Source organism: Corallococcus sp. 4LFB (assembly GCF_046520365.1).
Lineage (GTDB): Bacteria > Myxococcota > Myxococcia > Myxococcales > Myxococcaceae > Corallococcus > Corallococcus caeni.
In genome coordinates this window covers 1-13719 of record NZ_JBKGHJ010000213.1, presented here as the reverse complement: position 1 = coordinate 13719, position 13719 = coordinate 1, and the positions used below count along the sequence as shown (strand labels likewise).

Sequence of the window (13719 nt, the reverse complement as noted above, 5' to 3'; positions counted from 1 at the left end):
CGTGAGCGTCCCGCGCGAGCCGCTGGGCACGGCCCTGGGGCCCTACGAGGAGCCGCCCGCGCACGCGCGCGTGCTGCCCATCCACCCGGCCGGCATGGCGGAGCCCTTCGGCTACCTGGTGGCCGGCGTGAGCCCCCGCCGCGCGCTGGATGACGCCTACCGCGGCTTCTACGAGCAGCTCCAGGCCACGGTCACCAACGCCGTCGTCAGCGTGCGCGCCTACGAGGCGGAGGCGCAGCGCGCGGAGGCGCTGGCCGCCATCGACCGGGCGAAGACGGCGTTCTTCTCCAACGTGTCGCACGAGTTCCGCACGCCGCTCACGCTCATCCTGGGGCCGCTGGAGGAGTCGCTCGCGGACACGTCCGCGCCCCTGCCGCCGGCCCAGCGCGCGCGCCAGGAGCTCACCCACCGCAACGCGCTGCGCCTGTTGAAGCTGGTCAACTCGCTGCTGGACTTCTCGCGCATCGAGGCGGGCCGCGTGAAGGCGAGCTTCCGCCCCACGGACCTCACGCGGCTCACCCTGGACCTGGCCAGCGTCTTCCGCGCCGCGATGGAGAAGGCGGGGCTCCAGTACACCGTGGACGCCCGGGACCTGGGCGAGCCCGTCTACGTGGACCGGGACATGTGGGAGAAGGTTGTCCTCAACCTGCTCTCCAACGCGTTCAAGTTCACGCTCCACGGCGGCGTCACGGTGCGGCTGGAGCGCGAGGGAGCGCGGGCGCGGCTCACCGTGCGGGACACCGGCACCGGCATCCCGGAGGCGGAGCTGCCGCGCGTGTTCGAGCGCTTCCACCGCGTGGAGTCCTCGCGCGGGCGCACGCACGAGGGCACCGGCATCGGGCTGGCGCTCATCCAGGAGCTGGTGAAGCTGCACGGCGGGACGCTGGGCGTGCGGAGCACGGAGGGCGAGGGCAGCACCTTCTTCGTGGAGCTGCCGCTGGGCAGCTCGCACCTGCCCGCCGAACAGGTGCAGCCGGAGGAAGGGGCCCCGCACGCGGGCAAGCTGGGGTCCGCCTTCAGCGAGGAGGCCCTGCGCTGGCTGCCGGACGCGCCGGAGTCCGTCCCGCTGTCGGCGCCGGAGCGGGGGACGCCCCCCACCCGGGCCAGCGCGCTGGGGGAGCTGGGCGCGGGGCTCGTGGTGCCACAGGGGCGCGGGCACATCCTCGTCGCGGACGACAACGCGGACATGCGCGCGTACGTGAGCGGCCTGCTGGCGCCGCACTGGACCGTGCGCGCGGTGGCGGACGGCGAGGCGGCCTTCGAGGCGGCGCTCGAGCTCAGGCCGGACCTCATCGTCAGCGACGTGATGATGCCCCGGCTGGACGGCTTCGGGCTGCTCCGGAAGCTGCGCGGCGACGTGCGCACGAGCGGCATCCCCTTCGTCATGCTGTCGGCGCGCGCGGGCGAGGAGGCCCGCATCGAGGGGCTCCAGGCCGGCGCGGACGACTACCTGGTGAAGCCCTTCTCCGCGCGCGAGCTGCTGGCGCGCGTGGACAGCCAGCTCCAGCTGGGACGCGCCCGCCAGCAGCTCTCCGACTTCTTCATGCAGGCGCCCACGGCCATGTGCGTGATGACGGGGCCGGACCTCATCTTCACGGTCATCAACCCGCTGTTCGCGCGGCTGATGGGCCGGGACATGCTGGGCAGGCCGCGCGTGAAGCGCAGCCGGAGGGCGGCCACGGCGTGCTGCTCCAGCACCTGGAGCGCGTCTACCGCACCGGCGAACCCTTCGTGGGCCGCGAGGTGCCCGTGCGCCAGCCGGACGGCCGGGGCGGCCTCAAGGAGCTGCTCCTGGACATGGACATCCACGCGCAGCGCGACGGCGAGGGCCACATCCTGGGGCTGCTCGTCGCGGTGCAGGAGGTGAGCGAGCGGACCCACGCGCGCCAGCAGCTGGAGGCCCTCACGCGCGACCTCCAGCACGCGCTCACCGCGCGCGACACCTTCCTGGGCGTGGCGTCCCACGAGCTGAAGACGCCCGTCACCGCGCTGATGCTGCACCTGGAGATGACGCGCCGCCGCCTGTCGCCCTCGCGCGGTGAGCCGCCCTCCGCGCAGAAGCTGACGTCCGCGATGGAGTCCGCGCAGCGGCAGGTGGAGCGGATGTCGCGGCTGGTGGACGAGCTGCTGGACGTCTCCCGCATCCGCGCCGGCAAGCTGGCCTTCCACATGGAGGAGAGCGACCCGCTGGAGCTGGTGCACGAGGTCCTCGACACCTTCCACGAGCAGATGGAGCAGGCCGGCTGCGTCCTGCAGCTGCGGGCGGAGCCGAACCTGCGCGTGTGGTGGGACCGCTCGCGCATGCAGCAGGTGCTGACGAACCTGGTGTCCAACGCCATCAAGTACGCGCCGGGCACGCCGCTGGGCATTGGCCTCAGGAAGCACGGCGACCGGCTCATCCTCTCCGTGTCGGACCGCGGCCCGGGCATCCCGCGGGAGCACCAGGACCGCGTCTTCGAGCGCTACGAGCGCGGCGGCCCGCCCCGCTCCGTGCACGGCCTGGGGCTGGGCCTCTTCATCGCCAAGCAGATCGTCCAGGGCCACGACGGCCAGCTGGTGCTGAAGAGCGCCGCCGGCCAGGGCGCCACCTTCATCATCGACCTGCCGCTCCCGCCCCGGTCCTGAGCGCGCGCTTCTCTCAGTGCGCGACGCTCGGGGGCTTCACCGGCCCGGGCAGGATGTTCTGGTTCACGTGGAAGAGGTTGCCGGGGTCGTATTGCCGCTTCACCGCCACCAGCCGCGCGTAGTTGTCGCCGTAGGTGGCCTGCACGCGCTCCTGGCCCTCCTCCATCATGAAGTTCACGTAGGCGCCGCCCGCGGAGTACGGGTGCAGCGCGGTCCAGTAGTCCTTCGCCCAGGCGGAGATGACCTCGGCCCGCTCCGGTGACGGGTCCACCCCGACGATGACCTCCGACCAGCGCGCGTCGCGGAAGCGGAAGGCCGTGTCGTGCGGGCCCACGCGGTGCGCCGCCCCGTCAATGGGGTAGAGGTGCATGGTGGACTGCATGGACGGCAGGCGCCTGGCGAAGTCCACGTGGCGCTCGATGGCCGCGTCCGGCAGCTCGCGCACGAAGTCCGCGCGCCAGTACCACTGGTGCCCCGGCGGGTAGAGCGCGTCGAAGGCGGTCTGGAGCATGGGGAAGGGCATGGGCATCACGCCGTGCAGCGCGGGCTTGAGCGCCTGCACGGGCGCGAACAGCTCGTCCGCGCGCGCGGGGTCGCCCGTGTAGCACCACACGACGCCGCACATCTTCTGGAGGTGGAGCGCCTCCGGGAAGGGCGGCGCGGGCGGCACGGTGAGGAAGGCGAAGAAGCCGCTGAGCTCCTCGGGCGCGTTCGGCAGGAACTCGCGGTACCAGCGCATCACCTCCGCCGCGCGGTCCAGGGGCCAGAGCGTGGGGCCGCCGAGGATGGTGTCCACGGGGTTGGCCCGGAAGAGGAACGACGTCACCACGCCGAAGTTGCCGCCCCCGCCACGCACCGCCCAGAACAGGTCCGGGTGCTTGTCCTCGCTCGCGGTGACGAAGCGGCCGTCCGCGAGCACCATGTCCACGGCGAGCAGGTTGTCGATGGTGAGGCCGAAGCGGCGCGTAAGGTGTCCCAGGCCGCCGCCCAGCGTGAGCCCGCCCACGCCCGTGGTGGAGATGATGCCGGAGGGCACCGCGAGCCCGAAGGCGTGGGTGGCGTGGTCCACGTCCCCCCAGACGGCGCCGCCCGAGACGCGCACCGTGCGGGCCTCCGGGTCCACGCGCACGCCGCGCATGCGCGACAGGTCGATGACCAGCCCGTCGTCCACCAGCCCCAGGCCGCCGCCGTTGTGGCCGCCGCCGCGCACGGCCAGGGGCAGCTTGCGCTCGCGCGCCAGGGCCACCGCGGCGATGACGTCCGCCACGTCGGCGCACCGGGCCACCATGGCCGGGTGCTTGTGGATCATCGCGTTGTACAGCTGGCACGCCTCCGCATAGTCGGCGTCCCCCGGCTGGATGAGCGCCCCGCGCAGCTGTGCCCGGAACAGCTCCACGCTGTCCGGCGTCAGCCCGGCGGGCAGGCGGGGGCCCGTCTGCGGACGGTGGGTTTCGAGTGTCACGGCGGTTCCCTCCGATAAGACGGCACCGGCACGGCGCCAGACCCAACGGATGTGCACGGTGACGGCCCGGAGGACACCGGGAGGCGGGAGGGGGCTTCCCGGCACGCGTCGGCTGGCGGGAGCGGACGCGGCGCTCCGCCACTCCGCCCCCCGGAATCAGCCCGCGGCCACCTCGCGCAGGCTGTCCTCCACGCCGGCGAGCAGCAGGTCCAGGTCCGCGTCCGGGATGTTGAGCGCGGGGGCGATGTAGACCGTGTTGCCCATGGGGCGCAGGTACAAGCCGCGGCGGCGGGCGGCCTCGTACACGCGCCAGCCGCTGTCGGCGAAGTAGCCCCCGCCGCCCAGGTCCACCGCGCCCACCATGCCCACCGCGCGCGGGCACACGAGCCCGGGGAGGGTGGCGGCCATGCGCTCGAAGGCGGCCTTCACGCGCGGCGCCTTGCGCTGCACCTGCCCCAGCACGTCCTCGTCGCGGTACACGGCCAGCACCTCGCGCGCCACGGCCGCGCCCAGCGGGTTGCCGCAGTACGAGTGGCCGTAATACAGCGCCCGGTCCTTCGCCCCCAGGAAGCCCTGGAAGATGCGCTCCGACGCGAGCGTGGCGGCGAAGGGCAGCAGGCCCCCGCTGAGCGCCTTGGCCAGGCACAGCAGGTCCGGCACCACGCCGGCCAGGTCCACCGCGAAGCGCGCGCCGGTGCGGCCCATGCCGGTGAAGACCTCGTCGGCGATGAGGAAGGTGTCCACCGCGCGGGTGGCCTCGCGCACCTCGCGCACGAAGTCCGGTGACGACATCCACATGCCGGCCGCGCCCTGGATGACGGGCTCCAGGATGACGCCGGCGATGCCGTCGGGGTCCTGGGCGAGCGCGGCCTTCACCTGCGCCAGCGCCCGTGCGTGGCCGTCGGGCTCGGCGGGGGACGGCACGTGCACCACGTCGAAGAGGAGCGGGCCGAACACGTCGCGGAACTCGTGCACGCCGCCCACGCTGGTGGCGCCGAGCGTCTCGCCGTGGAAGGCGCCGGTCAGCGTGATGAAGCGGGTGCGGCGGGGCCGGCCGTTCTGCGCCCAGTACTGCGCGGCCATCTTGATGGCCACCTCCACCGCGGTGCTGCCGTTGTCCGAATAGAAGACGCGCGACAGCTTCTGTCCGGCGGGCACGTCCGCCCGGTCCGCGCCCGGGGCCAGCGCGGTCAGCTCCTCCCCCAGCCGAGCCGCCGGGCCGTGCGTGATGCCGGCGAGGGAGACGTGGGCCAGGCTGCCCAGCTGCTCGGTGAGCGCGCGCACGAGGCGCGGGTGGCGGTGTCCCAGGGTGGACACCCACCAGGAGCCGTTGGCGTCCAGGTAGCGCTGGCCGTCCGCGTCATGGAGCCAGACGCCCTCCGCGCGGACGACGACCAGCGGATCCGTCTTCGCGATGTACTGCTCCATGGCGGTGTAGGGGTGCCAGACGTGCTGCTTGTCGAGTCCGACGAGGGTTGCCCGATCCACGGTGGAGGCTCCTGGGCGCGAAGGAGGGGGGTGAAGCCCGGGGTGACGCGCCGCGTGCCCTTCTGCCCTCCCCGGGGACGGCCCGCAACGTCGCGGTGCGGCGCGTGGGACCGGGGCGAATGGGTGGCCGCACGGGGCCTTATCCACCAGCGGACAGGTGGCGGAAGGGGACGCTCAGTGGCGTGCGTCCGGGACGGGATGGTGGGGCCGGGGCGGTGCCGATGACGTGGGGAGCGCTGACATTGCCATGACAGCGGGGGGGTTATCCCTGTGTCCGTCAGCACGGGAGAGTCATGGCCATCGTCATCTTCTTCATCAGTCACTGGCTGCTCTGTGTCTTCTTCCAGAGCTTCTTCCAGCACCGTTACGCGGCGCACCGCATGTACAGCATGGGGCCGCGCACGGAGAAGGTGATGCACCTGCTCACCTATCTGGTGCAGGGCTCGTCGTACCTGTCGCCGCGCGCCTACGCCATCCTGCACCGCGAGCACCACGCGTTCTCCGACACGGAGAACGATCCGCACTCGCCGCACTACTTCAAGGACGTGATGCGGATGATGTGGCACACGAAGGAGCGCTACACCGGCATCCTGACGCGGAAGATCCAGCCGGAGCCGCGCTTCGAGGGTGGCTACCCGGAGTGGAAGCTGGTGGACGAGACGCTGGGCCGGTCCTGGTTCGCGGTGCTGGGCTGGGTGGCGCTGTACACGGCGTTCTACGTGACGTTCGCGACGTCGCCCTGGCAGTTCCTGCTGTTGCCGGTGCACTTCGTGATGGGGCCGGTGCACGGCGCCATCGTGAACTGGTGCGGGCACAAGTACGGCTACCGGAACTTCCAGGGCAGCGACAAGTCGCGCAACACGCTGCCGGTGGACGTGCTGTGCATGGGGGAGCTGTTCCAGAACAACCACCACAAGTACGGCAGCAGCCCGAACTTCGCGGCGCGCGCCTTCGAAATCGACCCCACGTGGCAGGTGATGCGCGTGCTGTCCAAGCTGGGCGTCATCCGCATCACCACGCCCCAGCGCGCCGTGTACCCGGAGCCGCGCGAAGTGGCCCGCCAGGGCGGCGCTGGAGCGCAGACGGCCTGAGCGTCGGCCCAGACTTGAAGCAACGCGGGGGAGCCGTCCGTCATGGACCGCTCCCCCGTGGTGTTTTCAGGCCCGCTGGAGCATGGCGGCCAGGGCGTCGGCCAGGGTCGTGGTGGGCCGGCGGATGAGGCGGCTCAGCGTGCGGCCGGTGTCATTCAGGTCGCCCTGGGCGATGCCTTCGTCCGCGTTCGCCAGCACGTCGGCGTAGCCCTTGGGCAGGCCCGCCTGCCCGTGGCTCCCGTGACGACGAACATGGCTGCCTCCATGTTGCTTGTTGCAGGGCGCGTTCCAAGCCCCCGCATATCCAGGTGGGCCCCCTCCCGCCCGGTCCGGTCCCAACTGGTCCGACTGTCGGACCAGTTCGTGCGGTTCGCCGCCAGCGCGGGAGGGCCAGCAGGGTTCTCACCTTCTCATCCCTGGGGACTTCACGTCCGACGCTTAGAGGAACTCGTCCACGATGAAGACGCCCCCGCCGGAGAACTCAAGGACAGCGGTTCCGGGGGCTGAGCCGGGGAGCTTCCGCATCTGCCCCTTGGCCGTCCGCGCCACCGCACAGATCGGCACCCGCTGTGATGCACCCGGTGGAAGTGCCTCGAAATAGCGGATGACTGCCTGGGGTCCGCTCGTCCACACGTAGCCGTAGAGCCGCGCCGGTGCCTCCAGCGTCCCCAGGTCGTCGTTCAGAACACTTTCGACACGCCCGTCGTGCAGGGTGATGGACCGGCTATGCATCTGGTTCACATCGAATTCGATGCTCGCGCCGTCCCCCACGGCCAATCGCAGATAGCGCATTGCCTTGAGCGCCTCTTCCGGGCACTTCTCGGGCCCGGGAGTTCCGTCGGGCCGCAGGCTCACCCTCCCTGTCGCGGTACCAACGCAACCCGTGATCAGGGCCATGCAGAAGAGACCGCACGCGAACTCAAACATCCTGGAAGCCATCCCGCAGAGCTTACCCAACAGCCACGTCGCCATGGCGGAGGTCGTCATGCCGGTAGAGCTCAAACGTCACAGGGTTCCTGCCTGAGGCTTTAGAGGAACTTGTCCACGATGAAGACGCCGCCTCGCGAGTACTTGAGGACGGCGATTCCCGGGGGAGAGCGGGGGAGCTTCCGCATCTGCCCCTTGGCCATGCGAACCACCGCGCAGATGGGTATCCGCGCCGCCGAGTTCGGGGGACGCGCCTCGTAGTAGCGGATGCTCACCTGGGCACCACTCGTCCACACGTAGCCGTAGAGCCGCGTGGGCGAGTCCAGCGGTCCCAGGTCACTCAGCAGCATGCTCTCGACCCGGCCCTCGTACAGCGTGACGGGTTCGGCGTCGCCCTGGTTCACATCGAACTCGACGAGCGCGCCGGCCCCCACCGGCAGCCGCAGATAGCGCATCGCCTCGAGCGCGTCTTCCGAGCACCGCTCGGGTCCTGGAGTCCCGTCGGCTCGAAGCGACACCCGTCCCATTGTCGGGCCCGCGCATCCCGAGGCCAGCACCGACAAGACAAGACAGCACAGACGTTCGAGCTTCCTGGAGACCATGGCCCGGCTCTTACTCACGCACCAACTGGGGGTCCAGCAGCACAGCGGCCATGAGACGCCCATCGTGCTGGTAGATCTCCAGCGCCAGTTCCTCGAACCTTCCCTCCGGGTTGAGGAACGCACCGCGGTCCACCACGAACGCGATGGCACCTGTCTGGCCCACGGCGATCGACTCGCGTTCGGCCCGGATGGCCACGGTCCTCGGCGCGCGATTGGATGACGCGAAGAGCTTCGTCTGGGACAAACGCCAGGTCCGGCTCTCGCTCTGATTCGTCACGCTGAGCATGACCGCTGCCTTGCCCTTGCCCGAGTAGACAGTCATCGAGAGCTGGGCATCCACGTCATATCCACGCCACGTGTGCTGCCGCTTGAACGGAGTCTGTGCCCCCGCCCCCGCAACCAGCAGCGCGGCCAGCGCGTGGTCCGCGGAGGTCTCCTCCTCACGCAGCCGCGCGTTCTCCTCCTCCAATGCATTCTTCGCCTTGAGCGTGCGCGCCAGCACGGAGACCAGGGCCTGATAGCTCTCGCGGTCCTTGAAGACGTCCACCTGCTGATCCGCCCTCCCCAACTCCTCCACGGGAGGCCTCAGCAGGAACGACATCGCCGTCCCATCCGCGAGCGTCACGAGCAGGGGAACGCTCTCGTCAGGAGCGAGGGCACGAAGAGGCTCGATCACCACCCGCTTTCCCTCGACCACCAGCGGCTCGAACCGCCCCTCCCACCCCAACAGCTTCGTCTTGAGCGGGTCGCAGGGCTGCTCGAACCGGAGCACCGTGACGATCTGCCCCGCCACGTGGATGCGATGGGCCGCGTCGTCCGGATGCTCCGACAGCACCAGGGTCCGGACCTGTGCCCTCTCACGCGGGCCCGCAATGGCAGGGGCAGCCACGAGGATGAACAAAGCAACGAACCAGCCAGGTAGGGCGTGTCGCATCGAACCTGGACCCTACCCAAGCCGCCATCCCACGCCAACCTTCCGGACCAGCGACCCCGGTCCGGAAGGCCCGCGCCGGAACACTCAGCCCTGCTTCAGCGCCGCGCCGACAGCCTGACCGAACGGCGCAGTGGGCCGGCCGATGAGGCGGCTCAGCGTGCGGCTCGTGTCGTTCAGCTCCCCGCGCGACAGCCCCGCGTCCGCGTCCGCCAGCGTGTCCGCGAAGGGCCTGGGCACCCCCACCTGCTGGAGCGCCGCGGAGAACTCCGCCACCGGCAGGTCCACGTACTTCACCGGCTTGCCGGACTGCCGCGACAGCTCCGCCACGTACTCCGGCAGCGTGAAGCTCGCGTCTCCCGCCAGCTCGTACACCTGGTTCTCGTGGCCCGCCCCCGTCAGCACCGCCACCGCCGCGTCCGCGTACTCCTGACGCGTCGCCGTGGCCACCCGGCCGTCCTTCGCGCTGCCCTGCACCACGCCGTACTGGAGCGCCGGCGCAGTGTGCTCCGTGTAGTTCTCCACGTACCAGCCGTTGCGCAGGAACACGAACGGGATGCCCGACGCGCGGATCGCCTCCTCCGTCGCCTTGTGCTCGCCCGCCAATGACAGACCGCTCTTATCCGCGCGCAGGATGCTCGTGTACGCCAGCAGCTTCACGCCCGCCTTCTTCGCCGCCTCGATCACCGCCGAGTGCTGCGGGAAGCGCTTCCCCACCTCGTTCGCGGAGATGAGCAGCACCGTGTCTCCCTTCCCGAACGCCCCGTTCAGCGTCTCCGGCCGGTCGTAGTCCACCTTGCGCACCTGCACGCCGCGCGCGGCCCAATCCTTCGCCTTGTCCGGATCGCGCACCGCCACCGCCACCTGGTTCGCCGGCACCTTCTTCAGCAGGCCCTCGATGACGAACCGACCCAGCTTCCCCGTGGCTCCCGTGACGACGAACATGGCTCCGCCCTTTCCTTCCCGCGCTCCAGGCGCGAAATCGAACTGGCACTTACCCTAACGGGGGTACTCACTTTCGGTAAGTACGCACTTTGTGGTAAGTGTCCCGTCATGAAGGCGAGCAAGGGCAGTCCGCTGCTGGAGAAGGTGAAGCAACGCGGGGACCTGTACGCGGCGGCGTGTCCCTCGCGCGGCGTCCTGGAGCACGTCACCAGCCAGTGGGGCGTGCTGGTGCTCGTCGCGCTCAAGGAGGAGGGCACCCACCGCTTCAGCGAGCTGCGCCGCAAGGTGGGCGGGGTGAGTGAGAAGATGCTCGCCCAGACGCTCCAGGCGCTGGAGCAGGACGGCTTCGTCCACCGGGAGGCCCACCCCGTGATTCCCCCCCACGTGGACTACAGCCTCACGCCCCTGGGGGAGGAGGTCGCCGTCCACGTCGAGGCGCTGACCCGCTGGATTGAAGACAACCTCCCCCGGGTGATGACCGCCCGCGCCAAGGCCCCTGCCCGCAAGAAGGCCTCGTAGGGAGCCGACACTCTGGCCCCGGGCCCCCTCGCCCGGGTGCCCTCCGGCGGGACGAACGGGAGCGAAGGAGTCAGGCCCGCGTTAAGACTGCTCCCGTGCCCGCAGACACCCCGCTCAAGGTCCGCATTCTCGATGCCATCCGCGATGTCCCGGCCGCCTGGTGGGATGCCCTGGTCGCGGAGGGCGCGCCCCCCTTCGTGCGCCACGCCTGGCTGTCCGCCATGGAGGAGAGCGGCAGCGCCACCGAGGACACCGGCTGGGCCCCGCACCACCTGACGCTGTGGCGGGGAAAGAAGCTGGTCGCCGCCGCGCCCGCCTACCTCAAGTTCCACAGCATGGGCGAGTACATCTACGACTTCGGCTGGGCCAACGCCGCCGCCCAGCTGGGCGTGGAGTACTACCCGAAGCTGCTCGTGGGCGGCCCCCTGTCCCCCGCCACCGTGCCGCGCTTCCTCACCGCCCCGGGCGAGGACGCGCAGGCCCTGCGCCGCGCGCTCCTCCAGGCCGCCGTGGACAGCGCCCAGGAGCAGGACTGCTCCGGCGTGCACGTGCTCTACCCCACGGATGAAGAGGCGGACTTCCTGGAGGAGGCCGGGCTCGCGCGCCGCATCACGCTCCAGTTCCATTGGAAGAACCCGGGCTACCAGCGCTACGACGACTACCTGGCCCGCTTCGACTCCAAGCGCCGCAACCAGCTCAAGCGCGAGCGCGGCGCCGCGGCCACCCAGGGCATCCAGCTGCGCACCGTGCGGGGCGCGGACCTGACAGAGGAGCACGCCCGGCGCGCGTACACCTTCTACACCTCCACCTGCGAGCGCCACGCCTGGGGCCAGGTGCAGCTCACCCCCGGCTTCTTCGAGCGCGTCTTCCGCGACCTGCCCGACGCGGTGGAGATGGTGGAGGCGGTGAAGGACGGGCGGGTCATCGCCGGGGCCTTCAACCTGGCCACGCCGGAGCGGCTCTACGGCCGCTACTGGGGCTGCACGGAGGAGCACCCCTTCCTGCACTTCAACGTCTGCCTGTATCACTCGGTGGATGACTGCATCCGCGCGGGGCGCAAGGTGTTCGAGCCCGGCGCGGGCGGCGAGCACAAGGTGTCACGCGGCTTCGAGCCCACCGCCGTGCACAGCGCCCACCTGATTTTCGACAAGCGCCTGGACAAGGCCGTGCGGAGCTTCCTGCGCATGGAGCACGCGCGGCTGGCCCCCGCCGTGGAGGAGGCGGAGCGCATCTGCGGCCTCAAGCCCTGGGGTGCCCTCCCCGCCCCCGGGTCCACCGGAACCTGAAAACCTGAACGTCTGTCCGCCAGCCCACCGGCCAGTGGGCATCCGCGCTCGGTTCAAGTTGTGAAATCGGGGTGAACCTCTAGAGTCCGCCCCCATGAAAGTCCCGGAGACAGAGGAAGACTTCATCCAGTGGTACGAAGACTGCTGGGCGGACCGCGACGAGGTGGAGTACCCGAAGCTGTTCGGCGCCATCCGAGAGGAAGTAGACCTCCTGGAGGGCACCGGCGTGCTGGAGGGGTGGCTGGAGAGCGAGCTGGCCCAGGGAACGGAGATGGATCCGAACTGGCTGCCCATGGGCGTGCGTGTGGCGCCCCCCAGCGCGGAGTACCCCTACTGGACCTACGTGACGAGCGGCCTGTCCAACCCCTTCACGGTGGCCCCAGGCGAGGACCTGGCGGACGACGCCCGCAGCGGCCTGGGCTACGAGATGGTCATCCACACGCCCGAGGAGGAGCGCTGGCCGGTGCTGCGCCTGCTGGACATGATGGCCTACAACCTCGTGTGCGCGCGGCTGTTCGCCATGGGCCACCGCTACCCGGTGGACGGCACGCTCACCGGCGGTGAGACGAAGCTCGCGGGCTTCGTGTTCGTGAAGGACGCCAACCGCCCCAGCCACTTCACCCTGCCCAGCGGCCAGGTGGAGCTGCTCACGCTGGTGGGCGTGACGAAGAACGAGATGGCCTTCGCGCGCTCCAACGGCATGGACAGCCTGCTGAAGCGGCTGGCCGACCCCGCGAACCCGAGCACCGCGTACATCACGCGGCCGGAGCGCGACGAGGTGAAGCTGTAGTCCCCGTCCCGCCGCCGCGCGCTAGCCGGTGCGCGGCGGCGAGGACTCCACCAGCGCGTGCAGCACCCCGGGCTCGAAGGGCTTCTCGATGCGCGGCAGCGGCACGGCCTGGAGGAAGGCGCGGGCGCGGTCCGTGAAGCTGCCGCCCGTCATGAACACGAAGCGCGACAGGAGCTGCGGCCGGCGCCGCGCCAGCTCCGCGTGCACGTCCATGCCGGTGAGGTCCGCCATCATCAGGTCGCAGAAGATGCGGTCGAAGGCGTCGTCCTGCTCCAGCAGCGTCAGCGCCTCCCGGCCGCTGTGCGCCACCACCACGTCGTGCTGCCGGCCGAGGATGCGCCGGAGCACCGAGGTGAGCTGCGGCTCGTCGTCCACCACCAGCACGCGCTTGCGTGACGCGCCCTCCTCCGCGCGCACCGCGGCCACGCCCGGGTGCACGAACCGCTCCGCGATGGGCAGCCGCACCTGGAAGGTGCTGCCCAGGCCGGGGATGCTGGTGGCGGTGAGCTCGCCGTGCATGCTGCGCACGAGCCCCAGGCAGATGGACAGCCCCAGGCCGCTGCCCTCGCCCACGGGACGGGTGGTGAAGAACGGCTCGAAGGCGCGCTGGAGCACCTCCGGCGTCATGCCCATGCCGGTGTCGGACACCTCCGCCAGCACCCACGCGCCCTCGCGGCGGGTGGTGAGCGTCACGCGGTGGCGCTCGAAGTCCCCGGCGGGGATGGCGTGCGCGGCGTTGATGAGCAGGTGGAGGAACACCTGGCCCAGGCGGGCCTCGTGCGCCAGCGCGGGCGGCACCTGGCCGTAGCTGCGCTCCACCTGGGCGCGGCTGCGCAGGTGGGTCATGGCCATGGAGACGCCGAACTCCAGCGCCGCGTGCACGTCCACGGGCCCCAGGCGCAGCTCGTCCGCGCGGGCGAAGGTCTGCAGGTCGCGCACGATGACGCGGATCCGCTCCGCCCCTCGCGCGCCTCGCGCAGCGCCTCCAGCGCCTCGTTCAGGGCGCCCTGGACCCCGGGGCCGGCGTCCGGGCGGCGGGCGAGCGGCGTGAGC

At 71.0% G+C, this 13719-nt stretch carries 14 protein-coding genes; 6 read left to right on the top strand and 8 right to left on the bottom strand.

The window, feature by feature from the left end; translation table 11 throughout:
- Positions 1-1867, top strand: a 1867-nt coding sequence (locus tag ACLEQD_RS22325; protein WP_410386548.1) for an ATP-binding protein, incomplete at its 5' end; no start/stop codon positions are given.
- Entirely contained in the window at positions 1798-2625 is an 828-nt protein-coding gene (locus ACLEQD_RS22320; protein WP_410386551.1) for a sensor histidine kinase, read from the top strand. The genes ACLEQD_RS22325 and ACLEQD_RS22320, both read left to right, overlap by 70 nt.
- A 13-nt stretch (positions 2626-2638) precedes the next feature.
- Here ACLEQD_RS22320 and ACLEQD_RS22315 read toward each other — a convergent pair whose 3' ends face one another.
- Positions 2639-4087, bottom strand: coding sequence for an FAD-binding oxidoreductase (locus ACLEQD_RS22315; protein ID WP_410386546.1), 1449 nt, complete (start codon positions 4085-4087; stop codon positions 2639-2641).
- A gap of 156 nt (positions 4088-4243) precedes the next feature.
- Positions 4244-5575, bottom strand: a complete 1332-nt coding sequence (gene bioA, locus ACLEQD_RS22310) for an adenosylmethionine--8-amino-7-oxononanoate transaminase (RefSeq protein WP_410386544.1) — start codon at positions 5573-5575, stop codon at positions 4244-4246.
- A gap of 293 nt (positions 5576-5868) precedes the next feature.
- Between bioA and ACLEQD_RS22305 the strand changes: the two genes are divergently transcribed.
- A complete protein-coding gene (locus ACLEQD_RS22305) occupies positions 5869-6666 on the top strand; it encodes an acyl-CoA desaturase (protein ID WP_410386542.1) in 798 nt (265 codons plus the stop codon).
- A gap of 66 nt (positions 6667-6732) precedes the next feature.
- Here the strand turns inward: ACLEQD_RS22305 and ACLEQD_RS22300 are convergent, their stop codons facing one another.
- The 5 genes from ACLEQD_RS22300 to ACLEQD_RS22280 all read right to left on the bottom strand — a co-directional run bounded on the left by ACLEQD_RS22300 (position 6733) and on the right by ACLEQD_RS22280 (position 10071).
- Complete coding sequence (locus ACLEQD_RS22300) at positions 6733-6864, bottom strand: hypothetical protein (protein WP_410386540.1); 132 nt, start codon at positions 6862-6864, stop codon at positions 6733-6735.
- Between the two features lie 240 nt (positions 6865-7104).
- Complete coding sequence (locus ACLEQD_RS22295; RefSeq protein WP_410386549.1) at positions 7105-7605, bottom strand: serine/threonine protein kinase; 501 nt, start codon at positions 7603-7605, stop codon at positions 7105-7107.
- Positions 7606-7694: 89 nt separating this feature from the next.
- Positions 7695-8120 carry a serine/threonine protein kinase gene (locus ACLEQD_RS22290; RefSeq protein ID WP_410386538.1) on the bottom strand — a complete coding sequence of 142 codons (426 nt, stop codon included), beginning with the start codon at positions 8118-8120 and terminating at the stop codon, positions 7695-7697.
- An 85-nt stretch (positions 8121-8205) separates the two neighbouring features.
- A complete protein-coding gene (locus ACLEQD_RS22285) occupies positions 8206-9129 on the bottom strand; it encodes a DUF2381 family protein (RefSeq protein WP_410386536.1) in 924 nt (307 codons plus the stop codon).
- Between the two features lie 84 nt (positions 9130-9213).
- Positions 9214-10071: an SDR family oxidoreductase gene (locus ACLEQD_RS22280; RefSeq protein WP_410386534.1), complete on the bottom strand. Its 858-nt coding sequence runs from the start codon at positions 10069-10071 to the stop codon at positions 9214-9216.
- A gap of 108 nt (positions 10072-10179) precedes the next feature.
- On the opposite strand from ACLEQD_RS22280, the gene ACLEQD_RS22275 reads away from it, so the two are divergent.
- The 3 genes from ACLEQD_RS22275 to ACLEQD_RS22265 all read left to right on the top strand — a co-directional run bounded on the left by ACLEQD_RS22275 (position 10180) and on the right by ACLEQD_RS22265 (position 12666).
- Complete coding sequence (locus ACLEQD_RS22275; protein WP_410386532.1) at positions 10180-10590, top strand: winged helix-turn-helix transcriptional regulator; 411 nt, start codon at positions 10180-10182, stop codon at positions 10588-10590.
- A gap of 95 nt (positions 10591-10685) precedes the next feature.
- Positions 10686-11876: a GNAT family N-acetyltransferase gene (locus ACLEQD_RS22270; protein WP_410386530.1), complete on the top strand. Its 1191-nt coding sequence runs from the start codon at positions 10686-10688 to the stop codon at positions 11874-11876.
- A gap of 94 nt (positions 11877-11970) precedes the next feature.
- Positions 11971-12666 (top strand): suppressor of fused domain protein, encoded by a 696-nt coding sequence (locus ACLEQD_RS22265; RefSeq protein ID WP_410386528.1) that lies wholly within the window; start codon positions 11971-11973, stop codon positions 12664-12666.
- Between the two features lie 21 nt (positions 12667-12687).
- Here the strand turns inward: ACLEQD_RS22265 and ACLEQD_RS22260 are convergent, their stop codons facing one another.
- Entirely contained in the window at positions 12688-13605 is a 918-nt protein-coding gene (locus tag ACLEQD_RS22260; protein ID WP_410386526.1) for an ATP-binding protein, read from the bottom strand.
- Between the last annotated feature and the right edge of the window lie 114 nt (positions 13606-13719).